The organism is Mycolicibacterium cosmeticum, assembly GCF_000613185.1.
In the GTDB taxonomy this organism is placed as follows: Bacteria; Actinomycetota; Actinomycetes; order Mycobacteriales; family Mycobacteriaceae; genus Mycobacterium; species Mycobacterium cosmeticum.
Window position 1 is genome coordinate 201982 of sequence record NZ_CCBB010000002.1, and the last position, 24978, is coordinate 226959.

At 69.7% G+C, this 24978-nt stretch carries 27 protein-coding genes; 14 read left to right on the top strand and 13 right to left on the bottom strand.

Annotated features, from left to right (window positions below; translation table 11 throughout):
* Position 1: 1 nt before the first annotated feature.
* From fadD4 to BN977_RS16285, 7 genes are all read left to right on the top strand, one after another.
* Positions 2-1522 (top strand): fatty-acid--CoA ligase FadD4, encoded by a 1521-nt coding sequence (gene fadD4 / locus BN977_RS16255; RefSeq protein ID WP_036399594.1) that lies wholly within the window; start codon positions 2-4, stop codon positions 1520-1522.
* Entirely contained in the window at positions 1519-2403 is an 885-nt protein-coding gene (locus BN977_RS16260; protein ID WP_109790221.1) for an enoyl-CoA hydratase/isomerase family protein, read from the top strand. The genes fadD4 and BN977_RS16260 overlap by 4 nt, the downstream gene beginning before the upstream one ends.
* Positions 2404-2447: 44 nt before the next feature.
* Complete coding sequence (locus BN977_RS16265) at positions 2448-3701, top strand: MFS transporter (protein WP_084172582.1); 1254 nt, start codon at positions 2448-2450, stop codon at positions 3699-3701.
* The gene (locus BN977_RS16270; RefSeq protein ID WP_024450355.1) at positions 3652-4017 is read left to right on the top strand and encodes an ArsR/SmtB family transcription factor; all 366 of its coding nucleotides are present in this window, start codon (positions 3652-3654) and stop codon (positions 4015-4017) included. Before BN977_RS16265 ends, BN977_RS16270 begins: the two co-directional genes overlap by 50 nt.
* Before the next feature lie 89 nt (positions 4018-4106).
* Entirely contained in the window at positions 4107-5015 is a 909-nt protein-coding gene (locus BN977_RS16275) for a hotdog family protein (RefSeq protein WP_234709635.1), read from the top strand.
* Positions 5016-5042: 27 nt separating this feature from the next.
* The gene (locus BN977_RS16280; RefSeq protein ID WP_024450353.1) at positions 5043-6146 is read left to right on the top strand and encodes a CoA transferase; all 1104 of its coding nucleotides are present in this window, start codon (positions 5043-5045) and stop codon (positions 6144-6146) included.
* On the top strand, positions 6140-7453 hold the full coding sequence (locus BN977_RS16285; protein WP_036399600.1) for an amidohydrolase family protein: 1314 nt from the start codon (positions 6140-6142) through the stop codon (positions 7451-7453). The genes BN977_RS16280 and BN977_RS16285 overlap by 7 nt, the downstream gene beginning before the upstream one ends.
* On the opposite strand, the gene BN977_RS16290 is transcribed toward BN977_RS16285, so the two are convergent.
* The 10 genes from BN977_RS16290 to BN977_RS16335 form a co-directional block, all read right to left on the bottom strand.
* Positions 7428-8192: a GntR family transcriptional regulator gene (locus BN977_RS16290; protein WP_024450351.1), complete on the bottom strand. Its 765-nt coding sequence runs from the start codon at positions 8190-8192 to the stop codon at positions 7428-7430. The two genes, BN977_RS16285 and BN977_RS16290, sit on opposite strands and share 26 nt — an antisense overlap.
* A 69-nt stretch (positions 8193-8261) precedes the next feature.
* Entirely contained in the window at positions 8262-9041 is a 780-nt protein-coding gene (gene fabG / locus BN977_RS16295) for a 3-oxoacyl-ACP reductase FabG (protein ID WP_024450350.1), read from the bottom strand.
* A gap of 42 nt (positions 9042-9083) precedes the next feature.
* Positions 9084-10112 (bottom strand): phosphotransferase enzyme family protein, encoded by a 1029-nt coding sequence (locus tag BN977_RS16300; RefSeq protein ID WP_036399603.1) that lies wholly within the window; start codon positions 10110-10112, stop codon positions 9084-9086.
* Entirely contained in the window at positions 10109-10774 is a 666-nt protein-coding gene (locus tag BN977_RS16305; RefSeq protein ID WP_036399606.1) for a microcompartment protein, read from the bottom strand. Before BN977_RS16305 ends, BN977_RS16300 begins: the two co-directional genes overlap by 4 nt.
* Before the next feature lie 2 nt (positions 10775-10776).
* A complete protein-coding gene (locus BN977_RS16310) occupies positions 10777-11058 on the bottom strand; it encodes a BMC domain-containing protein (RefSeq protein ID WP_024450364.1) in 282 nt (93 codons plus the stop codon).
* A gap of 12 nt (positions 11059-11070) precedes the next feature.
* Positions 11071-11319, bottom strand: a complete 249-nt coding sequence (locus BN977_RS16315; protein ID WP_036399608.1) for a EutN/CcmL family microcompartment protein — start codon at positions 11317-11319, stop codon at positions 11071-11073.
* Positions 11316-11831 carry a hypothetical protein gene (locus tag BN977_RS16320; RefSeq protein WP_036399611.1) on the bottom strand — a complete coding sequence of 172 codons (516 nt, stop codon included), beginning with the start codon at positions 11829-11831 and terminating at the stop codon, positions 11316-11318. The genes BN977_RS16315 and BN977_RS16320 overlap by 4 nt, the downstream gene beginning before the upstream one ends.
* Entirely contained in the window at positions 11828-12427 is a 600-nt protein-coding gene (locus BN977_RS16325) for a BMC domain-containing protein (protein WP_024450346.1), read from the bottom strand. The genes BN977_RS16320 and BN977_RS16325 overlap by 4 nt, the downstream gene beginning before the upstream one ends.
* A 4-nt stretch (positions 12428-12431) precedes the next feature.
* On the bottom strand, positions 12432-13979 hold the full coding sequence (locus tag BN977_RS16330; RefSeq protein WP_036399614.1) for an aldehyde dehydrogenase family protein: 1548 nt from the start codon (positions 13977-13979) through the stop codon (positions 12432-12434).
* Positions 13976-15253: a class-III pyridoxal-phosphate-dependent aminotransferase gene (locus BN977_RS16335; RefSeq protein WP_036399617.1), complete on the bottom strand. Its 1278-nt coding sequence runs from the start codon at positions 15251-15253 to the stop codon at positions 13976-13978. The genes BN977_RS16330 and BN977_RS16335 overlap by 4 nt, the downstream gene beginning before the upstream one ends.
* A gap of 184 nt (positions 15254-15437) precedes the next feature.
* On the opposite strand from BN977_RS16335, the gene BN977_RS16340 reads away from it, so the two are divergent.
* Positions 15438-16979 (top strand): APC family permease, encoded by a 1542-nt coding sequence (locus tag BN977_RS16340; protein WP_024450343.1) that lies wholly within the window; start codon positions 15438-15440, stop codon positions 16977-16979.
* On the opposite strand, the gene BN977_RS16345 is transcribed toward BN977_RS16340, so the two are convergent.
* From BN977_RS16345 to BN977_RS16355, 3 genes are all read right to left on the bottom strand, one after another.
* Positions 16969-17829 carry an alpha/beta hydrolase gene (locus BN977_RS16345; protein WP_046873063.1) on the bottom strand — a complete coding sequence of 287 codons (861 nt, stop codon included), beginning with the start codon at positions 17827-17829 and terminating at the stop codon, positions 16969-16971. The two genes, BN977_RS16340 and BN977_RS16345, sit on opposite strands and share 11 nt — an antisense overlap.
* 70 nt (positions 17830-17899) lie before the next feature.
* Positions 17900-18619 carry a GntR family transcriptional regulator gene (locus BN977_RS16350; RefSeq protein WP_036399619.1) on the bottom strand — a complete coding sequence of 240 codons (720 nt, stop codon included), beginning with the start codon at positions 18617-18619 and terminating at the stop codon, positions 17900-17902.
* The gene (locus BN977_RS16355) at positions 18616-19119 is read right to left on the bottom strand and encodes an HD family phosphohydrolase (RefSeq protein WP_036399621.1); all 504 of its coding nucleotides are present in this window, start codon (positions 19117-19119) and stop codon (positions 18616-18618) included. Before BN977_RS16355 ends, BN977_RS16350 begins: the two co-directional genes overlap by 4 nt.
* 109 nt (positions 19120-19228) lie before the next feature.
* On the opposite strand from BN977_RS16355, the gene BN977_RS16360 reads away from it, so the two are divergent.
* Genes BN977_RS16360 through BN977_RS16385 form a run of 6 tightly spaced genes read left to right on the top strand, consistent with a single transcriptional unit; the run spans position 19229 to position 24926 of the window.
* Positions 19229-20344 carry a TIGR03364 family FAD-dependent oxidoreductase gene (locus BN977_RS16360; RefSeq protein WP_036399623.1) on the top strand — a complete coding sequence of 372 codons (1116 nt, stop codon included), beginning with the start codon at positions 19229-19231 and terminating at the stop codon, positions 20342-20344.
* A gap of 8 nt (positions 20345-20352) precedes the next feature.
* Entirely contained in the window at positions 20353-21054 is a 702-nt protein-coding gene (locus tag BN977_RS16365; RefSeq protein WP_024450338.1) for a phosphonatase-like hydrolase, read from the top strand.
* Positions 21054-22106: a 2-aminoethylphosphonate ABC transporter substrate-binding protein gene (locus tag BN977_RS16370; protein ID WP_036399625.1), complete on the top strand. Its 1053-nt coding sequence runs from the start codon at positions 21054-21056 to the stop codon at positions 22104-22106. The genes BN977_RS16365 and BN977_RS16370 overlap by 1 nt, the downstream gene beginning before the upstream one ends.
* 1 nt (position 22107) lies before the next feature.
* Positions 22108-23262, top strand: a complete 1155-nt coding sequence (locus BN977_RS16375; protein ID WP_036399627.1) for an ABC transporter ATP-binding protein — start codon at positions 22108-22110, stop codon at positions 23260-23262.
* 31 nt (positions 23263-23293) lie between these two features.
* Entirely contained in the window at positions 23294-24154 is an 861-nt protein-coding gene (locus BN977_RS16380; protein ID WP_036399629.1) for a 2-aminoethylphosphonate ABC transporter permease subunit, read from the top strand.
* Complete coding sequence (locus BN977_RS16385) at positions 24129-24926, top strand: ABC transporter permease (RefSeq protein WP_036399632.1); 798 nt, start codon at positions 24129-24131, stop codon at positions 24924-24926. Before BN977_RS16380 ends, BN977_RS16385 begins: the two co-directional genes overlap by 26 nt.
* Positions 24927-24978: the final 52 nt, after the last annotated feature.

The window sequence follows — 24978 nt, forward strand, 5'->3', positions numbered from 1 at the left end:
CATGCAGATCCGTGAAACCGCGCTCGCGACGCCCGACAAGCCGGCTGTCGTCCTCTACCCGGCAGGCACCGTGGTCACGTTCGGTCAGATGGAGGCCCGGGCGAACCAGCTCGCGCACTACTTCCGCAGCCGCGGCCTGCGGGAGGGCGACGCGGTCGCCATCCTGATGGAGAACACCGAACACATGCACACGATCATGTGGGCGGCGCGCCGGAGCGGTCTGTATTACGTACCGCTGAACACGCATCTGACCGCCGCCGAGGCCGCCTACATCATCGACAACAGTGCGGCCAAGGCGATCGTCGCGTCGGCCGCGCTCCGGGACACCTGTGCCGCCCTGGCCGAGCACCTGCCGGGCGGGTTGCCCGAGATCCTGTTGACCACCGCCGACGATCTGGACGGCTGGGCGCGCTATCCGCAGGCCGTGCAGGATCTGCCCGAGACCCCGATCGCCGACGAGATCGAGGGTGATCTGCTGCAGTACTCCTCGGGCACCACCGGCCGCCCGAAGGGCATCAAGCGCGCGTTGCCGCACCTGCCGCCGTCGGAGGTGCCGGGCATGATGGCGATGCTGGTCGAGTACTGGATGGGGCCCGACGCCGTGTACCTCAGTCCGGCGCCGCTGTACCACACCGCCCCGTCGGTGTGGTCGCTCAACGCCCTCGCCGGTGGGTTGACCGTGGTGGTCATGGAGAAGTTCGACCCGGAGGGCACTCTCGAGGCCATCGCGAAACACGGTGTCACACATGGGCAATTCGTGCCGGTGATGTTCACCAGGATGCTCAAGTTACCGGCATCGGTGCGTGAGTCCTATGACATCTCGTCGCTCAAGCGGGTCATGCACGCCGCGGCCCCGTGCCCGGTGGAGATCAAGAAGCAGATGATCGACTGGTGGGGGCCGATCGTCGACGAGTACTACGCCTCCTCGGAAGCCATCGGCTCGACGCTGATCAGCGCCGAGGAGTGGCTGGCCCACCCGGGTTCGGTCGGCAAGCCGATGGTCGGTGCCATCCACATCCTGGACGAGGACGGCAACGAGCTGCCGCCGGGACAGCCCGGCGAGATCTACTTCGAGGGCGGCAACGACTTCGAGTACCTCAACGATCCGGACAAGACGGCGTCCTCGCGCAACACACACGGCTGGCTCACCGTCGGCGATATCGGCTACGTCGACGACGACGGGTACCTCTACCTGACCGACCGGCGGCACCACATGATCATCTCCGGCGGGGTGAACATCTACCCGCAGGAGGCCGAGAACATGCTCGTCACCCACCCCAAGGTGATGGACGCCGCGGTGTTCGGCATCCCCGACGACGACATGGGCCAGGCCGTCAAGGGTGTGGTGCAGACCGTCGACCCGGCCGACGCCACCGAGGAATTCGGCCAGGAGCTGCTCGGCTGGCTGCGCGACAAGCTGGCGCACTACAAGTGCCCGCGGTCCATCTCGTTCGAGGCGCAGCTGCCGCGCACCGATACCGGCAAGCTCTACAAGCAGGAGCTGATAAACAAGTACTCGTGACCGAAGTGGCGCTGCCCCCAGGCATTCTGGTGGGCATCGGCACGCCCGCGGATCACCTGACCTTCACGCTCACCGAGCGGCCCTCCGCCGACCCGCGGATGGTCACCGTCGCATCCGTCGAGCAGACCGTTGCCGAATTGCGGCAGCGGTGCGCCCGCTGGCCGCACGCGGCGGCGGTGTGCGACGACGTGCTGCGGGCCCTGGATCCGGCGGCGCCGGCCTTCGGCGGGGTGATCACCGAATCGCTGGCGTACTCGACCCTGCAGGCCGGGCCCGAGTTCGCCCGCTGGCTGGCCGAACGCGGCCCGGTGGCGCTGCCCGTGCTGCCGGACCCGGTTCAGGCCGACCGTGACGGCGGCACCTTGTACGTGCGGTTCAACCGGGCGCGGCGGCACAACGCCTTCACCACCGACGCCCGCGCTGCCTTGCTGGAGGCACTCGAGGTGGCGCGCGTCGACGACAGCGTCACCGAGGTGGTGCTCTCCGGCAACGGCCGGTCCTTCTGCAGCGGAGGCGATCTGGCCGAGTTCGGCACCTTCGCCGACCCCGCGGCCGCGCACCTGGCCCGCACCCGGCACAGTCCCGCGCTGGTGCTCGACGAGCTCACCGCCCGGCTCGGGGTGCGGTGCCGCGCGGTGGTGCACGGCCAGGTGCTCGGCAGCGGACTGGAAATGGCCGCCTACTGCGGTCGGGTGCGCTGCCACCCCGATGCGGTCCTGGGGCTGCCCGAACTCGCGCTCGGGCTGATCCCCGGCGCCGGGGGGACCGTGAGCATCACCCGCCGGATCGGCCGCTGGCGCACCGCCTACCTCGTGCTGTCAGGCCGGACCATCGATGCGGGCACGGCGCTGGCGTGGGGTCTGGTCGACGAGATCGGATGAACCTATATGTGCGCAATTGCGCACATATAGGGCATACTGGGCACATGATCCTGCGCCACCCTGTCTTCCGGCGGCTCTACACCGCCCAGGTGACGGCCCTGGCCGGAACCGGGTTGCTGACCGTCGCGCTCGGTCTGCTCGCCTTCGACCTCGCCGGTGGGGCGGCCGGCGCGGTCCTGAGCACCGCGCTGGCCATCAAGATGGTCGCGTACGTGTTCGCCGCCCCCGTCATGTCCGGTCTGACGGCGAGACTGCCCCGCAAGGCCGTGCTGGCCGGGGCCGATATCGTGCGCGCGGTGGTGGCCTTGGCGCTGCCGTGGGTGGATCAGGTGTGGCAGATCTATCTGCTGGTCTTCGTCCTGCAGGCCGCGTCGGCGACGTTCACCCCGACGTTCCAGTCCGTGATCGCCGATGTGCTGCCCGACGAACGCCAGTACACCCGCGCCCTGGCGTTGTCCCGGCTGGCCTATGACCTGGAAGCGCTGCTCAGCCCGCTGCTGGCCGCGGCGCTGCTCACCGTCATCACCTACCACGGGTTGTTCGCGGGTACCGGTGCCGGATTCCTGGTGTCGCTGGCGCTGGTGCTGGGCACCGCGATCCCGCGCCAGCCGGCCACCGGCGCCTCCGCACCGCTGCTGTCGCGGATCTCGATGGGTACCCGAATCATGCTGCGCAGCAGCGAATTACGGTCACTGCTGGCGATGAACGTGGTGGTGGCGTCGGCCACCGGGTTGGTGGTCGTGAACACCGTGGTGTACGTACGCGGCCGGCTCGGCGGCGGAAACGCCGACGTGGCACTGCTGCTGGCCTGCTACGGCGCCGGATCGATGGCGCTGGCCCTGCTGATTCCGGTCGTGCTGGGCCGGGTGGCCGATCGCACCGTGATGCTCGGCGGCGCGGTGCTGGCGGCGGCCGGGTTGGTCGCGACGGCCATCCTGCTGGCGACCGGGTCGGTGGGCTGGCCCGCGTTGACGGTGTTGTGGATCGTCCTGGGCGCGGCAACGTCGATGATCAACACGCCGGCCGGGCGGCTGCTGCGCCGCAATGCCGGCGAGCACCGCACGGCGGTGTTCACCGCGCAGTTCTCGCTGTCGCATGCCGGGTTCCTGATCACCTATCCGGTGGCCGGGTGGGTCGGCGCGGCGGTGGATCAGGCGGCGACGGCCGGGATTCTCGCTATTCTCGCTACATTCGCGGCGATCGCCGCGGTGCGGATGGCAGGGACGGCACGGAGGGGCGGGACGGCCGATGAGCAGGGATCCACTCCCGCGCGGACCGAAGCCCTCGCTGGTCCATGAGGGTGCCCCGGACGGGCAGCGGCTCGATATCGCCAGCGAGACCTTCCGCATGCTGGCCGACCGGACCCGGCTGCACCTGTTGTGGCTGCTGGCCCAGGGCGAAGCCGATGTCACCGCGCTCGCCGAGGCGACCGGCGCATCGCGCACGTCGATCAGTCAGCACCTGGCCAAGCTGCGGTTCGCCCGGTTGGTCGAGACACGCAAGGACGGCAGGCGGGTGTTCTACCGGCTGCGGGACGGGCATCTGAGCCGGCTGGTGCAGGAGGGCCTCAACCATGCCGATCACCAGGTGACCGGGGAGCCCGTACATCCCTGACCTACAGTGCGAACGTGAACGCCAACACGCCGGGCGGCCCCTACTTCGACGACCTGCACGTGGGCCAGGTCTTCGACACCGCGCCGTCGATGACGCTCACCTCGGGCGCCGCGGCAGCGCACCAGGCCATTCTGGGTGACCGGCTGCGGCTGTCCCTGGACGCCGAGCTCGCCGGCGCCGTCACCGGCCGGAGCGGCCCGCTGGCGCATCCCGCGCTGGTGTGCGATATCGCCATCGGGCAGTCCACCCTGGTCACCCAGCGGGTCAAGGCCAACCTGTTCTACCGCGGGTTGACCTTCCACCGGTTTCCCGTCATCGGGGACACCCTGACCACCCGCACCGAAGTGGTCGGCCTGCGGCAGAACTCCGCCAAACCTGGCCGTGCCCCCACCGGGCTGGCCGCCCTGCGCATGACCACCGTGGACCAGGCCGGCCACTCGGTGCTGGACTTCTACCGGTGTGCCATGCTGCCGCTGTCCCCGGACGCCGCCGATACCGGGCATGGCGACGACCTGGCCGCGATCGGCGCCGACCAGCCGGTCCCGCCGGACCCCACCGCGGGCTGGGACCTGGGCGCCCTGGGCGGCCCCGCGTTCGACCCGGCCCTGGTGGGCACCGTCCTGGCGAGTACCGCGGACGTGGTGTCCAGCGCTCCCGAGCTGGCCCGGTTGTCCTTGAACATTGCTGCCACACATCATGATCGGCGCCCCGGCGGGCAACGGCTGGTGTACGGCGGGCACACCATCGGCCTGGCCCTGGCGCAGACCACCCGGCTGCTGCCGGATCTGGTCACCGTGCTCGGCTGGGAGTCCTGCGACCACACCGGGCCGGTGCACGAGAACGACACCGTCTACAGCGAGTTGCACATCGAGGCCGCCGAACCGGACGGGACGGGCGTGCGGCTGCGGCTGCGTTCGGTCGTGTTCGCCGCCGCGACGGAGCCCGGTGCGCCGGATCGTCAGGTGCTCGACTGGCGTTTCACCGCTCTGCACCCCTGAACCGGCCCGCCGGGGCAAGATGGCGGGATGGTTCCGGTCGGTGCACCGCAGCAGGTCTGCGCGCGCGCCCAGGAACAGGCCGACCGCTTCGCGGCGCGCACCGGTGTCGCCGTCGACGCCACCGCGCTGATCACCGGACGTGCGGCGCAGCTCGGTGCGGTGTCGCGGGGGCGCATCTCGGTCGGCGGCGCCACCCGGCTGCTGGGCGGCGCGGACGGATGGTGCGCGGTGACCCTGGCCCGCGCCGACGATGTCGACGCGGTACCCGCACTGGTCGGTGCCGATCGCGTCGGCGACCCGTGGCAGGCACTGGCCGCGTGGGTGCACCGGCACGGCGCCGGCGCGGCGGTCGAACGGGCGCGGCTGTTGGGCCTGCCCGCCGGGTTGCTCGGCGAAACCGCCGCGGCGGCACCGCGAATCCGGGTGACGGGTGCCGGGGCGGCCCGGCCGGTTGCCGATCTGCTGGTCGCCGACCTGTCCTCGATGTGGGCCGGCCCGCTGTGCGGGCGGCTGTTGGCCTGCGCCGGTGCCACCGTGGTCAAGGTGGAGAGCCCGCGGCGCCCCGACGGCACCCGAGCGGGACACCAGGGCTTCTACGACTGGATGAACGGTGGAAAGCTCTCGTATGCGGTCGATTTCGACGACATCCGGGCGCTGCACCGACTGCTGTCGGTCGCCGACGTGGTGATCGAGGCGTCCCGGCCGGCCGCGCTGCGCCGGCGCGGCCTGGGCCCGGAGACGGTTGCGCCGCGGGCCGGTCGGGTGTGGCTGCACATCACCGGGCACGGCACCGACGAGCCCGGGGCGGACTGGGTGGCCTTCGGTGACGACGCGGCGGTGTCCGGCGGCCTGGTCGAATACCACGGCACCGGACCGATGTTCGCCGGGGACGCCATCGCCGATCCACTCACCGGCCTGTGCGCGGCGGACGTGGTCACCGAATCGCTGGGCCGGGGCGGCGGCGAACTGATCGAGGTGTCGATGGCGGCGACGGCGGCCCGCTACGCCGGGCTGGCCGGCGAACCCAGCCACGCGCCGGCGCCGCGCCCGGCCGCCCGCGCACCTGACCTCGGTGCCGACAATGCCCGGGTGCAGACGATGATCGAGGAAAGGTGGTCCGTGTCATGCTGATTCGGCGTGCAGCCCTGCTGGACGGCAGTGTGGTCGACATCCGGGTCGGCACCCGGATCGACGAGGTGGGCCCCGCGCTGGCGCCCGTCGCGGGGGAACGGGTGCTCGACGCGGCGCTGGGACTGGTGCTCCCCGGCCTGCACGATCACCACGTGCACGTGCATTCGGCCGCGGCCGCGGCGGACTCGGTGCGGGTCGGTGTCGGCGAGGTGCACGACCGTGACGACCTGGCACACGTGCTGGCCGGTGCCGCCGTCGGCGACGACGGGTGGATCAGGGCGGTCGGGTATCACGAGGCGGTGGCCGGCGCGCTGGACCGGCGCGTGCTCGACACGCTGGCGCCGCCGGTGCCGGTGCGCATCCAGCATCGCAGCGGCGTGCTGTGGACGCTCAACTCGGCCGGCCTGGCGGCCGTCGGCCTGGCCGATCACCCCGACGGCCGGCTGCGCAGCGCCGACCGGTCCTGGTCGGACACCCTCAAGCGGCGCGACACGTCCGTCGCCGCCCTCAGCGCCCGGCTGAGCGGTTACGGTGTCACCGGAATCACCGATGCCACACCGGATCTCGACGTCACCGACATGGTTCTGCTGGCCGAGGTGCACCGCCGCGGCGGGCTGCGCCAGCACGTGCACCATCTCGCGCCCGGTAAGCGCATCCTGCATGACGACGATCTGGATTTGGGCGCGCTGACCGCCTGGATCGGGCGCAGGCACGACGAAGGCGCGCCGGTGGCGCTGCACTGTGTGACCGCGGCGCAGTTGGTGGTCAGCCTTGCTGCCCTCGGCGACGCGGGTGTGCACCCCGGCGATCGCATCGAGCATGCCGCCGTGGTGCCCGACGATCAGCTCGAGGTGCTGGCCGCCCTGGGCGTGACCGTGGTGACCCAGCCCAACTTCGTCGCCGAGCGTGGTGACCAGTACCTGGCCGATGTGCCTGCCGACGAGCACCACCAGCTGTGGCGGCTGGCCTCACTGCTGGAAGCCGGTGTCCCGGTGGCGCTTTCCACCGACGTGCCGTTCGGGGACGGCGACCCGTGGGCGGCCCTGCGGGCGGCCGTACACCGCACCACCGCATCGGGCGCGGTGCTGGGGCCCGACGAACGCATCGACGCGCGCACGGCGCTGCGGCTGTTGCTGGGCACAGCGACGGCGCCCACCTCGGTCCGCACGGTTGCTGCCGGTCAGCCCGCCGACCTGTGCGTGCTGAGCGCCGCGCCGGAGGATGTGCTGCGCGACCTGGATGCGAAACTGGTGGCCGCCACCGTCATCGACGGTGAGGTGATCAGCCCGTCTGGCGCTGCAGCGTGATGGAGGCCGGCTCGGCGTCGGCTCCGGTCAGGCCGCGGCCCTGCGCGGTGACCGACAGCGCGGTGCGGTCCCCGCGGAACAGGTCACGGGAGTACTCGTACGGCGTGCCGTTCTGGTCGTGCGTCACGCGGGTGATGAGCAGCAGTGCCGCCTTGGGTTTGATACCCAGCAGCGCCGCCTCGTCGTTGGTGGCGCTCACCGCCTCGATGCGTTCGACGGCCCGGCCGGCGGTCAGGCCGTACTCGGACTCCAGGATCTCGTACAAGGAGCCGCGCAGCGGTTGCTCGAGCAGGCCGGGGACGGTGTCGGCGGGAAACTGGGCGTGCTCCAACGAGATCGGTGAGCCGTCGGCCAGCCGGACCCGCTGCACCTCGACGACGTAATCGGCGGGCCCGAGCTTGAGGGCGTGCTGGGTGGCGTGGTCGGGGATGCCGATCTTGGTGGACAGTACCCGGGTACCGGCGACATAACCCTGATGGGCGAGGAATGCCGGCACGCCCACCACGTCGGCCAGGTTGCGCTCCACCTGCCCGTGGCTGATGAAGATGCCGCCGGCCCGCCCGATCACCCGGTGCACCAGGCCGGCCTCCTCCAGCGCGGCGAGCACCTGGCGCAGGCTGGACCGGCTGGTGCCGTAGCGCTCGGCCAGATCGCGTTCGCTGCCCAGTTTGGAGCCGGGGGTGCCGGCGTTGACGTCTCCCACGATCCGGCGCCGCAACTCTTCGCTGTGAGTTGCCACCGCGCCCCCTTGCTCAGCCGTGATATCCCGACGGTCTTATTGGTATACCCAATTCTAACCGTACGCGTATCAGAGTTCGGCGATAGCCAGGTGCGATTCGGGCAAGATCTGGCCACCATCGACCACCAGCGACTGGCCGGTGATGTAGGCGGCCTCGTCGGTGGCGAAGAACAGTGCTGCGTTGCCGATGTCGGCCACCGAGCCCAGCCGGCCCGCCGGCACCGCGGAAGCCATTTGGTCGAGGTATTCCTGGCCCATTTCGCCGAGTCCCTCGGTGGCGATGTTGCCGGGCAGCACCGCGTTGACGGTGATGCGCTTCGGTGCCAACTCCATGGCCGCGGTGCGCAGGAACCCCAGCTGTGCGGCCTTGCTGGCGCCGTAATGCGACCAGCCGGGGTAACCGGTGATCGGTCCGGTGATCGACGACGTGATGATCACCCGGCCGTGCCCACTGGCGGCCAGGGCGGCCAGGGCGGCCTGCACGATGTACACGGTGCCCTTGAAATTCACCGCGAGCACGGCCTCGATATCGTCGGGGGTGAGATCCTCCAGCCGGCCCGACGGGAAGATGCCCGCGTTGGCGCACACGATATCGACGCCGCCGTGCCGCTGCGCCGCCTCGGTCACCACCCGGCGGCAGTCGGCGGGATCGGACACGTCGGCGCTGATGGCACTGACCTTGCCCGGCGCGCCGGCCAGGGCCGCGACGGTGCGGTCCAGATCGTCGGAATTGCGGCCGGTGATGACGACGTCGACCCCGGCGTTGGCGAAGGTCTCGGCGATGCCGCGGCCGATGCCCTTACTGGCGCCGGTGACGATGGCGGTGCGGCCCTGCAGTGACGTGAACATGGTTGGTGCCCTTCAGATGTGATGCCGAGAACCGGCAGTCGGTCAGAACAGCGTGTGGCCGGCGGAGCTCAGGTACCGTTCGGCCAGCGCGCAGCTGCCCGCGGCATAACTGATCGCCTTGGTGGCCGATTCCCTGGAGTGGCTGTGGCTGCCCATCCAGGCCAGCAGCAGCAGCCGGCGCAGCAGTACGAACGAGGCCAGCATGTCCTCGTCGCCGGCCGACAGCTCCCGCCGGGTACCGGGGCGAGCGGAGCGACGGGAGAAGTCGCGGTATCCACTCACCCAGGCCGCCTGCCATTCCGGCAGCGCCGGATCATCCTCGATGAACGACACCGCGGTGCCGAAATCATAGAAATACCAGCCGAATCCGCAGTCGTCGAAGTCGATGACGGTGATCTGGTTGCCGGCGGCGGCATCGACCAGCAGGTTGGCCAGCCGCAGGTCGGCGTGGATCAGCCCGTACACCTCGGGTCCGGTGCCGTAGCCGGTCAGCCGTTCCCGCAGCAGCGCCTGGGCGCGCTCGAGCACGGCCCGTTCGGCCGGGCCCACGCCCTGGGCGTCCTGCCAGCGGCCCCACCGGGGTGTGCCGCCGAGACTGTGTTCCCAGTCCCAGGCGAAGCGGCCGAAGCCGGCCGGCCGCTGCCAGCTCCTGGCGTGGTCGTGCAGCGCCGCGGTGATCCGGCCCAAGGTGTGGAAGTCCTGCGTCGTCAACGCGGTCTCGTCCGGTTCGACGCCGCCGACCATGCCGAAATGCACGACGTGACGCGGTGTTCCGGCGGCGCCGGGGTCGTCCACGGTGACCACCCGGCGACCGTCGCGGGCCGCGAGCACGGTGGGGACCGTGACATCGCTGTCCGCCCGCAGCGCGGCCAGCCAGTCCAGCTCGGATTCGATCTCGTGCGGCAGATGGTAGTTCTGCCGGTGCACCCGCAGGATCGACCGTGCGTCACCGTCGGTGACCAGATAGGTGGCGTTCTCGGACAGGTTGAGCAATCGCAGGTCGGCGTCGGCGGAGATGTCGTACTGCGCCAGCGCCTGTTCGGCCACCGCCCGGTCGTCGGTGATGCTCACGACTGATCCTGCCCGTCGATGCCGGCCAGCACCTCGGTGATGTGATCGCGGGCCACCGTCACGTCGGCGGTGCTGCCGCCGATGTAGAGCCGCCCGGCCGCCCCGATCATCTGCACATCGACCACGGTAAGTCCGGGGGCCACCCGTTCGGCCTCGTTCGCCGCGACGGCCGCGAACAGCGCCGGGGTCATCTCGTACACCAGCAGCGACTGGCCGGGCAGGATCATCGACGCCTGCCGGTTGCGGTTCAGGATCACCGCGTGCTGGTCGGTGATATCGGTGATGATGTCGTGATAGAGCACCCGGGGGCGGAGCTGGTCGGAGGCCTTGTTGCCGGTACCGGCCAGGATCGCCTCGCCGGCCCGGCGCACCTCGTCGAGATCGGCCGAGTGGATCTCCAGCACGCCGAACTGCCGCTCCACGTAGAGGATTCCCGGCTGGATGCCGGGCACCTCGCGCAGCGCCAGGTCGATCACCCGCTCGATCGCCAGAGCCGGCGACACCTCCACGATGAGGGCGTGCTCGCCCGCGTAGGGCGGATACCCCCTGGCCCGGGTGGGGGTGCCGAGGTAGGCGGCGAACTGCCGCTGCAGATCCTGCACCAGCAGGTAGACGCGGATCTGGGTGCGAATCCGCGCGCTCGCCTGTGCTTCCGTCGGCATGGCTACTTGCTGGTGACCGAGAAGTGCGCCCCGAGTTCACCGTGCGGGCGCGGGATGACGTGCACGCTGACCAGTTCGCCCACCTGCGAGGCGGTTTCGGCGCCGGCCTCGGTGGCGGCCTTGACCGCACCCACCTCACCGGTGACGATCACGGCGACCAGGCCGTCGCCCACCTGCTGACGATCGGTGATGGTCACGTTGGCGGCCTTGACCATGGCGTCGGCTGCGGCGAGCGCGGCCACGAAGCCCTTGGTTTCGATGAGGCCGATTGCATTGCTGGACATGAACTTTTCTCCTTATTTGTTGGGATTGGTGTCGATGGATCCGATGATGAGGGCGTCGACCGGGGGTGGGGTGCCGGTGAACCAGCTCGACGCCACCGAGCCCTGGGCGATCAGCACCCGCTCGCCGACGCCGGTGCCCAGCACGTCGAAGGCGATCAGGGTGGCGCCGCCGTCGACCTGGACCTCCAGGAACGCGCCGGCCGGGATACCGTCGACGCGGCGAGTGGACCAGACGTTGCCGGTCACGGTCGCTGATATCATTTTCGCTCCTCCGTCGCTGGGGCGATCTTTTGCGCACTCTTCGTGATGGTGATGCCGAGCGTTCTGGCCTTCTCCCGCGCCAGGGGCGTGAGCACCGCACGCGGTCCGAGCACCAGCGTGCCGCCGGCCAAGTCGGCGATCTGTCGTTCGGTTACCGCACCGCTGTCGAACCGGTGCACCGTCCCGCCCGGCGCGGACCGGCCGGTGCCGCCGAGGCGGAAGCGCAGCCGGCCGGCCTTGATATCGGCCCGGTTCTTCGGATTCTCGAACAGCCGCAGCAGTTTCCGGACGAAGCCGTCCAGGTCGGCGTCGGTGGCCAGCCGCACCTCCTCGGTGCGCACGCGACCGTCCGCCGCGCGCGGGCCGGTGGGCTGCAGGCCCATCTGCTCGGCGACGCCGGCGGGCTGAACCGGTGGGGCGGGCGGCTGCGGTGCCGGCGCCTTGAGCCCGGTGACGGCTTCGCGCACCACCTCCCGCACCAGCGCACGCAGCTCCTCGGACGAGATGCTCATGTCCGTGCCAGCGCATCCCGCGCCGCGTCGGCGGCCTGGCGCACGTCGGCCTCGGTGCCGGACAGGTACACCCGGCCGGTGGCACCGATCATCCGGAAGTCGACGACCTTGATATCGGCGGCCTTTTCGGCCTCGTTGGTCGCCAGGATGGCATAGGACGCCGGCTGCACCTCGAGCACGAACAGCGATTCCCCGGCCAGCACCATCGAACCGATCTTGTTGCGGTTGATCAGGAAAGCGTGTTGATGGTCGACGCTGGAGATGATCCGCGAGGCCAGGATGGTCGGGCGCACCGCCGCGTGCGAATCACCGCCGAGCGAGTCCAGCGCCGCATCGGCGGCGGCCTTCACCGCGCCGGTCTCACCGTGGAACTCCAGGTAGCCGAACTGCCGTTCCACCACCAGGATTCCGGCCTTCACCTCGGCATGCTTGAGCGCGACATCGGTCACGCCCTCGATGTCCAGGCCCGGGGCCACCTCGATGATCTGGGCGGCCTGGTTCGCCCGCGGTAACGCACCCTTGATCCAGGTGCCCAGGTACGACATCGTCTGCGGCTGCAGCCGATCGATGAAGATGAAGGAACGCAGTTCAGCCACGGATCTACCTCTTGATCAGTTGAGCGAGTTCTTCGACGACAAGGGCGCGCAGCTCGGCGCGCAGGGCGTCGAGATTCGGATCGGCAGACCGGGGCGGGGCCTGATATGCGCGCCGGGCGGGGGCCGCGGCACCGCCGGGGTCGTTGGATGCCCGCGGATAGGCAGGTACCGCACCGGCCGGTGCCTGCCATGGGCTGATCGCGCTGAAATCACCCATCGGCACTCCGGATTCGGCGTTGTACGCGATGCGCGCCCAGTTGACCAGGTGCTGCGGTGCCAGGTTCTCCCCGATGGAGCTGCGGCCCACGAATCCGGTGCCGATGGTCATCGACGGTGCCAGGTTGGTGTCCAGGCCGGAGCTGCCGGTGCTGTTGCCGACATTCACCGAGACCCGCAAGACCGGCACCTGCGCCGCGAAATCGGCGATCACCGAGGGGTTTTCACTGTGGATGGCGGCCGAGTGCCCGGCGCCGCCGATCCGCACCACCGCCCGGGCGGCCCGGATACCGCGCGCCGCGTCGGCGGCGGTGGTCATGCCGAGCACCGGGGAGAGCTTCTCGTGGGCCAGCATCTCCTCGGCGACCACGTCACCGAACGGGGCGATCAGCACCCTGGTCTTGGGGGTGACGCGCAGGCCGGCCTGCCCGGCGATCCACGCGGCGTCCCGGCCGACCACCTCGGTGTTGAGGTGGCCGTCGGCGAACATGTAGGCCCGCAGCCGGCGGGCCCCGTCCTCGTCGAGGATGTGCGCACCGGCCCGGGTGAGCGCGCCACGCAGCTTGTCGGCGATCGTCTCCTCGGCGATCAGCACCGATTCGTTGGTGCACAGCACCGAATTGTCGAAGGCCTTGCTGTCGACGATGCGCTTGGCCGCGGCGGTGATATCGGCGCTGGCGTCGACGAACACCGGCACATTGCCGGGACCGACACCCAGGGCCGGATTGCCCGACGAGTAGGCCGCACGCACCACGCCGGTGCCGCCGGTCGCGACGATGACGTCGGTGCGCTCGTCGGCCATCAGCGCCTGCACCAACGGGATGGACGGCTCGTCGACCACAGCCACGATGCCGTCCGGAGCGCCCGCGGCGACCGCGGCCTCGGCCAGCACCCGGGCCGCGTCGGCCGAGCAGCGCTTGGCCCGCGGATGCGGGGCGATGACGACGGCATTGCGGGTCATCAGCGCCAGGATGGTCTTGAAGTACACCGTGGCAACGGGATTGGTGGTCGGCGTCAGCGCCAGCACCACCCCGGCGGGGCGCGGCAACTCGACGATCTTGCGGGCGTGGTCGACGCGCGGGGACACGAAGTCCTGGCCGGTGTAGTAGTCGACGATGCCGCGCGAGCAGGCCCGGTTCTTGGTCACCTTGTCGGCCACCACGCCCATGCCGGTCTCGGCCACCGCGTCGGCGGCGAACCGTTCGGCCGCGGCGTAGCCGGCCTCGGCCACCGCGGACACGATCGCCGACACGGTGCCCGCATCGTATTCGGCGTAGGCGGCGGCGGCCCAGCGGGCGCGTTCCAGCATGTGACCGGCCTGTGCGGTCGTTGTCATGATTTCCTTCCCCGCGCAGCGTTTTTGGCTCGGCCGACCGCGACGGACAGGCGGTCCAGCACGTCCTCACAGATGTCGCGCGACAGCAGCACACCGGGTTTGAACTGCAGAACCCGTGGATCCAGGGTGGAGAAGATGGCCCACACCCCGTTCTCGTACAGTTCGCGCATCACGAATTTGGCGCCCTCGGGGTGGTCGAACTCGAGTCCGATCACCACGCCGTTCTGCCGGATCCCGACGAACCAGTCCGGGTGATCGGCCTGGATGCGGTGCAGCCCGTGGTCGAAAAGGTCGGCGATGTAGTGCACCATCGAGCGCACCTCCGGCCGGGTACAGATCTCCAGCGTCTTGATCGCGGCGACGCAACCGAGCTCGGCACCACCGAAGGTGGAGATGTGGCCGAAGCCGTCCTGGTCCAGCCACTGGGCGGCCCGGTCACCCAGCAGTGCGGCGGTGATCGGGTACATGCCGCCGGACAGGCCTTTTCCGGTGACCAGGATGTCGGGTTCGATCCGGTGCTTGGTGATGCCCCACAGTTCGCCGGTGCGCATCAGACCGGTTTGTACCTCGTCGGCGATGTACAGCGTGCCGTGTTTTTCGGTGGCCGCCTTGACCGCCTCCAGGTAACCCGGTGCCGGCAGCGGGAATCCGTACGTCGCCGGGATGGTCTCCATGATCACCGCGGCGATGTCACCGGCGGCCAGCACCCGTTCCATGGCGTCGATGTCGTTGAAGGGCACCTGGAGGAACTCGTCGGGGTTGTCGGACAGGAACAATTTGGCGAAACGGTCATCGCCGGTGGCCACGGCCAGGCCGGTGTGGCCGTGATAGGCCTTGACGATCGAGACGATCTTGCGGCGCTGGGTGGCATGCCGGGCGCTCTTGAGCGCGATGTCGATGGCCTCACCGCCACCCGAACCGAAGGCGACCTTCGTGATGGACGCCGGCGCGGTCTCGACCAGACGCTGCGCCAGTGCGGTGCGGGCCACCGAGGGGAAGTGGTGGTTACCGACGTCGAAATGCGCCATGCCCTCGGAAAGAGCTTGCATCACTTCGGGATTACGGTGGCCGATGTTGTAGGTCCCACCGTTGAGGTGCATGTCGATGAGCCGGCGCCCACTCATGTCCCACAGGAAGTACCCCTCGCGGCGGTCGATCACCAGATCGACACCGGAGTCGGTCCAGAACTGGGTCTTGTCCGGATTCCAGAACGTCTTCGCGCGCTCCAGCACCTCGGTCTTCGATTCGAACGAGAACGTGCCGTAGTCGTACATGCGGCTCCTCTACCGTCACTGGGAAGCTGTGACGGCGCCCACCGTAAAACGGTAGGACCAAATATGTCAATGGCCGCGATTGGGTCTTGCGTCGGGCTTTTGGTAGTGCCAATATACGAGGGGTTCGGGCTGTGGCGTGCGCCACACCGTCCCTCATTTCCAGCGTGGAAGGTATGTCCCACCGATGACCGACAACATCGCACCACCCACCAAAGCCGCAGGTGACGGCGCCAGCGACGTCCAACGATTGAAACGCAACGCCGTCGGCACCATCGGTGTCATCTTCATGGCGGTGGCCACCGCCGCGCCGATCACCGCGATGGTCGGCAATGTTCCGATCGCCGTCGGATTCGGAAACGGTTCACACGCTCCGGCGGGTTACATCGTGGCGACCGTGGTGCTGGGCCTGTTCGCCATCGGGTACGCCACCATGGCCAAGCACATCACCGCCACCGGTGCGTTCTACGGCTACATCTCGCACGGTCTGGGTCGCGTCGTCGGCATGGCGAGCGGATTGCTGATCACCATGGCCTACATCGTGTTCGAGGCCTCCTTGATCGGCATCTTCGCGTTCTTCTTCCAGAACCTGTTCGCCTCGCAGCTGGGGCTGCACGTGCACTGGCTGATCCCGGCGTTGCTGATGCTGACGCTGAACTGCATCCTGACCTACTTCGACGTGAACCTGACGGCGAAGGTGCTGGGAGTGTTCCTGGTGACCGAGATCGTCATGTTGGCCCTCGGGGCGCTGGCGGTGTTGTTCTCCGGCGGGGGCCCGGACGGTTTCGCGGTGGCCGAGACGCTCAACCCGATCGGTGCTTTCACCCCGGCGGCGGTCGCCGGCGCGAGCGCCGGGCTGGGATTGTTCTTCGCCTTCTGGTCCTGGGTCGGGTTCGAGTCGACGGCCATGTACGGCGAGGAATCCAAGGATCCCAAGCGGATCATCCCGCGCGCCACCATGATCAGCGTCATCGGCGTCGGGCTGTTCTACGTGTTCGTGTCGTGGATGGCCATCGCGGGTACGGGCCCGCAGAAGTCCGTCGAGTTGGCGCAGAGCGCGGACACCTCGTCGGAGATCTTCTTCGGCCCGGTGCGCGGCACGTACGGCGAGTGGGCCATCACGGTGTTCAACATCCTGCTGGTGACCGGATCGTTCGCCTGTGGCATGGCCTTCCACAACTGCGCGTCGCGCTACATCTACGCGCTCGGTCGGGAGGGGCTGTCCAAGGGCCTGCAGAAGACCATCGGTGCCACGCATCCGACGCACGGGTCACCGCACATCGCGTCCTTCGTGCAGACCGGGATCTCCCTGGTGCTCATCCTCGCGTTCTTCGTCGCGGGCATGGATCCCTATGTGCACATGTACACGCTGCTGGCCATCCTGGGCACCATGGCCATCATGATCGTGCAATCGCTGTGCGCCTTCTCGGTGATCGCCTACTTCCACTTCCACAAAAACCACCCGTCCAGCGCGCACTGGTTCAAGACGTTCACCGCACCGCTGCTCGGCGGTATCGGGATGCTGTACGTGGTGTATCTGCTCTGGGAGCACAAAGACGCCGCTGCGGGGGCCGCATCGGGCACCCTGCTGTTCAAGCTGACACCGTGGATCGTGGTCGCGCTGTTCGTGATCGGCGCGGCGATCGCACTGTACTTCAAGTTCCGCGACCAGCGCCGCTATGAGTTGATCGGCCGGATTGTGTTCGAGGACAGCGAAATCAGGGAGTAGTCCGAGACCAACCGGTGAACGCCCGCCGCAGTGTCGCCACCTGGCTTTCGAAGAAGGATTGCGACACTGCGGTTTTGGGCGCTATGGCGTCGAAACCGTGGAAGGCCCCGTCCACCACCTGCACCTCGACCGGCACCCCGGCCTCGCGCAGTCGCCGGGCGTACGCGAGATCCTCGTCGTGGAACAGGTCCAGGGAGCCGACACCGATCCAGGCCGGCGGCAGCCCGGACAGATCGCGGTGCCGGGCCGGGACCGCCCGATCGGGGTCGGCATCACCCAGATACGCCCGCCAGCCGAATCGATTGCTGCCCTGTGTCCACAGCCGGTGTCCGGGATCGTCGAACTCCGGGCCGACGGTGCGGTCGTCGAGCATGGGGTACACCAGCAGCTGCGCCGCGAGTGCCACCTCGGCGCGGTCGCGGGCCAACAGCGCCAGCGCCGCCGACATGCCGCCACCGGCGCTGGCACCGCCGACGGCCAGCCGGGCCGGATCCACCGCGGGCAGCCGGGCCAGCCATGTCAGGGCGGCATAGCAGTCGTGCAGGCCGGCCGGGTAGGGGTGTTTCGGGGCCAGGCGGTATTCCACCGCCGCCACCGTCGCACCCAGTTCGTCGGCGAACCGCCGGCACAGCCGATCGTCCTGAGCCGGATTGCCCAGCACGTAGCCACCGCCGTGGATCCACAGCAAGGCGGGGCCGGGGGAGGGTGCCTGCTGCGGGCGGTGCAGCCGCACCCGCACGCCCGAACTCAGCGTCAACACCTCCACCCCGTCGGGCGCGGTGCGCCCCATCCGGCGGGACAGGTATTGCATCACCGGGGCGGTGCGGGCGGTGACCAGTTGGCGCGGCATGAAGCGGGCGATACTGGCCAGATCGGGGTGGTACACGGCAGCGGGTACGGGGCTGGGCACCCGCTCAGTATTACGACAGGGTGGTCTCGAAAGCTATCCGGTCGCCGCGGTAGAGCGCACGGACCGTCTCGATCGGCACCCCGTCGGTGTCCAGTGAGCGCCGGTTCAGCAACAACATCGGCATGGCCGTGGTGGTGTCCAGCAGCTCGGCCTCGCGGGGTGAGGCCAGTGCGGTCTCGATGCGTTCGGTGGCCGTGCCGAACACCACGCCGGCGGCCCGGATCGCGGCATACAGCGAGGTGGTCGGGTCGAAGGTGGAGCGCAGTGACCGGAACCGCTTGGCGGCCAGGTAGGTGCTCTCCAACCCGATCCGGCGACCGTCGGCCAACAGGACGCGCTCCAGCCGCATGACGGTCGCGCCGGGACGGATCGCCAGCGCCGCGGCCAGTTCGGCGTCGGCCTCGATATCGGTCCAGTCCACCAGGAGGCGCCCGGGCACGCGGCCGCGTTCGGCGGCGCCCTCGGTGTAGGACCGCAACGACAGCGGCTGCACCAGTTTGGGGGCGGCCACGACGGTGCCCCGGCCCCGTCGTTCGATGCGGCCCTCCACCAGCAGTTCGTGGAGGGCCTGCCGGACGGTTTCCCGGGCCACCCCGAAGCGCAGGGCCAGCTCGCGTTCCGGGGGGACCGCGTCACCCTCGTGCAGGGCGGCCAGGATCCGGTCGAGACCGGTGCGCACCATGTGTGGTTTGGGCACCGGCCTGGATGCCGGCCTCGATACGGGGGTCATCGCTGCAGCACCCGCCGGGCCACGGCCAGCACGTCGTCGACGGATGCGCCCCGGCCGGCCGGATCCTTGGCGGCGTCGTCATAACGGCGCAGCCGCAAGGCGTCCGGCCACCACGGATGCGTGGTGAAGGCGGGGTCGACGCCCGGGCCGCCCTGTTCCTGCAGCGACAGCGCCGACACTGCCGACAGTGCGTAGGACGGATCGGTGGCGGCCAGATAGCGCTTGGCTGCCACGTGCGCGCCGGCCAGCCAGCCCACCCGCGCACCGAATCGTGGGGTGAGCCAGTCTCTGGCCACCCGATCGTGCTCGGAGCCGGCCGCGACGAGGGGACTGTGTGCCAGGTCGTGCAGGGCGGCGGCGAGGACCAGCTCGTCGTCCGCGCCGTCGTCGAGCGCCCGGGCGGCGGCCTGTAATGCGTGGTCGAACTCGTCGACCGACTCCTCGTCCCACACCCCGCGCATCGAATGCAACACGGCGGTGACCTCATCGAGAATCCGCATGGCGCAACGATACCCCACTTTGGTCTATACCAATTGTTCACTCAGTATTCGCGCCGCCAACATGATCAGGTCGGGCACAGGTCGCGCGCGCAGGTCAGGGTCGACCACCATGCGCGTGACGATCATCGGCGGCGGCATCCTGGGCACCGCCCACGCCCTGGAAGCGGTGCAGCGCGGCCACACGGTGCTGCAGTTGGAGCGGGAGGTGCAGGCGCGCGGCGCGACCGTCCGCAATTTCGGCCTGGTGTGGGTGTCCGGGCGTTCGACCGCCGAGCTGGACGCGGCGCTGCGCTCGCGTGAACTGTGGGAGAAGCTCGGTGCCGAGATCCCCGGAATCGGTTTCCGGCCCACGGGTTCCATGACGTTGCTGCGTACCGAGGCGGAGCTGGCGGTGGCTCGGGCGGCCGCCGACCGGGGCGACGCCGAATATCGCGGGTTCACCCTGCTGGACCCGGACCGGGTCCGGGCGCTGAACCCGGCCCTGCGCGGCACCTTCCTGGGCGCGCTGCACTGCGCGCTCGATGCTGCCGTCGAATCGCGGCAGGCACTGCCGGCCATCCGCGAATACCTCTCCCGCACCGGGCGATACACCTTTGTACCCGGTGTGGAAGCGCGTTCGGTGGACAACCTGACGGTGCGTGACGACCGCGGCGAGCGGCACGGCGCCGACTTGGTGATGGTGTGTGCCGGTGCGGCACATGCCGGCCTGGTCCGCGAGCTCGCCGGCGACCTTCCCGTCCGCCGGGTGCGGCTGCAGATGATGCAGACCGAGCCGCTGGGGGAGCCCCTGACCACCGCGATCGCCGACGCCGACAGCTTCCGTTACTACCCCGGATTTGCCGGTCCGGCGCTGGATACGCTGCGGCGCAGCGAACCTCAGCTTCCGGTGGCGGCCGCCGAGCACATGCAACTGCTGTGCGTGCAGCGCCAGCACGGGGGCCTGACCATCGGCGACACCCACGAATACGACGAACCATTCGCCTTCGACGTCACCGAGGCGCCGTACGCCTACCTGGCCGCGCGGGTCGAGGAGTTCCTCGGCCGGCCGCTGCCGGCCGTCCGGCAGCGCTGGGCCGGCGTCTACAGCCAGTGCGTCGACCCGCACCAACTGGTGTGCCGGACATCGCCCGAGGACAACGTGTGGGTGGTGACCGGGCCCGGCGGCCGGGGCATGACGCTGGGCCCCGCCATCGCCGAACAAACCGCCGATCTCATCGGACTGTAGGAGAACGTATGTCGGACAACCCGATCCAGGTCGCCGTGCTCGACATGGCCGGCACCACCGTGGCCGACGACGGCCTGGTGGTCCGGGCCTTCGAGGCGGCCGCCTCTGCGGCAGGCCTGCCCGCCGAGGGGCCCGAACGCGAACAGGCCCGCCGCTACGTGCTGGATACCATGGGGCAGTCCAAGATTGTGGTGTTCCGCGCGCTGTTCGGCACCGAGGAACGAGCGCAACGTGCCAACGCCGAATTCGAGCGCGCCTACGCCGAACTGATCGACAACGGCCACGCCACGCCGATCGACGGCGCCGCCGACGCCATCACCGACCTCCGCGCGGCCGGCATCAAGGTCGCGCTCACCACCGGCTTCTCCGGCACCACCCAGGACAAGCTGTTGGCGGCGCTGGGCTGGCAGCACCTGGCCGACCTCGCCCTGGCGCCGGGCGGCGGCATCCGCAGCCGCCCGTACCCGGACCTGGTCCTCACCGCCTTGATGCGACTCGGTGCCGACGGCGTCGGCAACGTCGCCGTGCTCGGGGACACCAGCACCGATGTCGACAGCGCACTGCGGGCCGGCGCCGCCATCGCCGCCGGCACCCTCACCGGTGCCCACAGCGAGGAAGAACTGCGCGCCGCCGGCGCCACCCATGTGGTCGGCTCCGTCGTCGACTTCGCCGATCTGCTCCTGGCCACCCACCAATCGGAAGACCAATGATGAAACTGCGCAGTATCTTTCGCACCGCTGCGGTCACGATGACCGTCGCCGCCACCACCCTGACCACCGCGTGCGGCGGCACCGGATCCAGCGGCTCGGCCGGCGGCACCACCCTGACCGTGTACAGCGCCGACGGGTTGGCCACCTGGTACAAGGGCCAGTTCGACAAGTTCACCAAGGACACCGGCATCGCGGTCAACCTGGTCGAGGCCGGATCCGGCGAAGTGGTCTCCCGGGTGGAGAAGGAACAGTCCAACCCGCAAGCCGACCTGCTGGTGACCCTGCCGCCGTTCATCCAGAAGGCCGACAAGTCGGGCCTGCTGGTGCAGAGCGGTGCCGACACCGCGGGAATCGCCGCGGATCAGGTGGGACCGGACGCCCGGTACGTGCCGATCGTCGACAACGCGTTGAGCTTCATCGCCAACCCGGCCGCCGATCCCGCCCCGGTCACCTGGGACGACCTGCTCAAGCCGGAGTTCAAGGGCAAGCTGCAGTACTCGACGCCGGGCCAGGCCGGTGACGGCACCGCCGTGCTGGTGTTGTTGCAGCACCTGCTGGGCAAGCCGGGAGCCCTGGACTACCTGAGCAAGTTGCAGGTCAACAACGTCGGCCCGTCGTCGTCCACCGGCAAGCTGCAGCCCAAGGTCAGCAACGGAGAACTGTTGGTGGCCAACGGCGATGTGCAGATGAATCTCGGATCGATCAAGGATGACGGGTCGAAATTCACCATCTTCATCCCGGCGCACAACGGCACCCGCACCACCGTCTCGCTGCCGTATGTGGCGGGCGTGACGAAGGGTGCACCGCACGCCGCGGACGCCAAGAAACTGCTCGGCTACCTGCTGTCCGACGAGGTGCAGAAGACCGTCGAACCCGACGCGTTGGGCATCCCGGTGCGCGACACCATCCGCACCGTCGCCGGCCAGACACCCGCACCGAACACCCCGGCCGCCGTGCTCAAGGACGTGCAGATCTGGGTGCCCGACTGGGACAGTGTGCTGGCCGACCTGGACGCCGACGTCGCGGCTTACCAGAAGGCGACCGGCAACTGATATGGCGCAGATCAAGGCGGCGGGGCGGCACACCACCCGCGCCTCCGAGACCGCCGTCCCGGCGATCGTGTTCGACCGGGTCGGCGTGCGGTACGGCCGCGGTTCCGATGCCGCCCATGCGCTGATCGACTTCAACCTGCGGGTGGCTCCCGGTGAGACGGTGGCGCTGCTGGGACCCAGCGGGTCCGGGAAGTCGACCGCCCTGGGCGCGCTGGCCGGATTCGTCCGGCCGTCCTCCGGCGCCGTGCGCCTCGACGGGCGCGACATCACCGACCTGCCACCGGCCAAGCGCGGCATCGGGGTGGTGCTGCAGTCCTATGCCCTGTTCCCGCACATGCGCGTCGCCGACAACGTCGCGTTCGGGCTGCGGGCACAGCGCGTGCCGCGCGCCCAGATTGCCGACCGGGTCACCGAGGTGCTCGAGATGGTCGGCATGGCGGCGTACGGAAAGCGGCTGCCGCGTGAGCTTTCCGGCGGCCAACAGCAACGGGTCGCGATCGCCAGGGCGCTGGCCATCCGGCCCAGGGTGCTGCTGCTCGACGAACCACTGGCCGCCCTGGACGCGCAACTGCGCCAGTCGATGCTGGCCGAGCTGCAGCAGCTCAAGGAGTCGCTGCCCGACACCGCCATGCTGTATGTCACCCACGACCAGTCCGAGGCGCTGGCCCTGGCCGACCGCATCGTGGTGATGAACAACGCCCGGCTGATGGACGTGGACACCGCCGAGAACCTGTGGAGGCGGCCGCCCACCAGCTTCACCGCGGCCTTCCTCGGTGGGGCCAACCTGATTCCGTGCACCGTCGGCCGCGTCATCGGGACGTCGGCGTTGGTGACGGTGTCGCACAAGACGGTCAGCGCCGAAGCGCCGCAACCCGCCGCCGGCAGGATCGACTGGGCGCCGGGCACCAAGGCACTGTTGTGCATCCGGCCGCACGCGCTGCGCGTGGTCTCACTCGGTGAGCGGGATGCGTTGCGCGCCACGGTGAACGCGGTGGTGTGGCGGGGTGCGGTCACCCGGCTGGTGCTGGCCATCACCAGCATGCCCGATCAGCTCATCGAGATCGACCTGCCGGGGCATGCCCGGTTCCAGGTGGGCTCCGAAGTGGGCGTGCGGATTCCGGAGCCGGCCGGGGTGCTGGTGCAGGCCGGTTCTTGATGATCCTGGGGCGAGCGGAGCGACGGGGAGTATGACGCTCGTGGAAGAGCCGGTCCGGACACCGGTACCGGCAAAGCGCGCCCGCGCGCACTGGTGGGTGCTGCCGCCACTGCTGCTGGTGGTGCTGGTGGCGGTGTACCCACTGCTGCGGGTGCTGGGCGAGTCGGCTCGGCCCGGCATCTGGGCGCAGGTGCTGGGCTCGGCGCAGTTCCGTGATGCGTTGTGGCGCACGGTCGCGATCGCGGTCACCTCGACGCTGGGCTGCCTGCTCCTGGGGGCCTTCCTGGCCGTCGTACTGGCGTTCGTGCCGTTTCCCGGCTCGCGGTTGGTCGGCCGGCTCATCGACACCGTGCTGGCGCTGCCGTCCTTCCTCATCACGTTGGCCTTCACCTTCCTCTACGGCACCGCGGGCGTACTCAATTCCGCGCTGGGCCTCGAGCTGGACTTCCTGTACACCCCGGCCGGGGTGATCGCCGCGGAGATCACCTTCTTCACCCCGTTCGTGGTGCGGCCGCTGCTGGCGGCGTTCGCCTTGATCCCGCCGGCACAGCTGAACATCGCGGCCAGCCTCGGGGCGTCACCGTGGCGGGTGCTGCGGGCGGTGGTGCTACCGGAAGCCTGGCCCGCGCTGATGGCCGGGGGTGCCCTGGTGCTGTTGTTGACCCTCAACGAGTTCGGCATCGTGCTGTTCACCGGCGCCAAGGGTGTGCTCACGCTGCCCGTGCTCATCTACACGCGGGGCATCGTGACCTTCGACCTGCCCGGCGCCGCGGTGATCGCGACCGTGCAGGTGGTGCTGTCGCTGGCGCTCTACCTCGCCTACCGAAAGATCTTCGCGCGCATGATGTCCGGAAGGGGCGGTCCCGATGCTGCTGTGGAACCGGCGAAGTAGGACGGTGGCGCTGGCCGTCTTCGGTGCGGTGGTGCTGGTGGTGTTCATCGCCCCGCTGGGCACCGTGCTGGTGGCCGGGTTGGCCGGTTCGTGGACCGGTGCGCTGCCGTCGGACCTGGGCATCACCCGGTTCGGCACCGCGCTCAGCGGTGACAACCTGGCCAGCTTGTCGGTCAGCCTGCAGACCGCGTTCGTCGCCGGTGCTGTTGCGCTGCTGGTCGGCACCTGGGCCGCGCTGGCCGCCCGGGACTGCCCGATGTGGTTGCGCCGCTGCACCGATGCGGTGTTCCACCTGCCGATCGCGGTACCGTCGGTGGCCATCGGTCTGGGCCTGCTGATCGCGTTCAACTCGCGGCCATTGCTGTTGGGTGGTACCCGGTGGATCGTCATCGTGGCGCACGCGGTGCTGGTGCTGGCCTTCGCGTTCAGCTCGGTGTCGGCGGCACTGCAGCGGCTGGACCCGTGCTACCGGCAGGCCGCCGAATCGCTGGGTGCCGGGCCGGTGCGGGTGCTGGTGCAGGTGACGCTGCCGCTGTTGTTGCCGGCCCTCGGTGCCGCCGCCGGTCTGGCGGTGGCCTTGTCGATGGGCGAACTCGGGGCCACCATCATGGTGTACCCCGCGACGTGGAAGACGTTGCCGGTGACCATCTTCGGGCTGACCGACCGCGGTCAGGCGCTGCAGGCCGCCGCGTCGACCACCATCCTGCTGTCGGTGACGCTGCTGGCGCTGGTGCTGCTCGGCCGGATCCGCGGCCGCGCCGCACTGCGGTGATCGGCGATTTGTGGAGCCGCAGCCGTAATGGTTACGGGTGCGGCGCCACAAA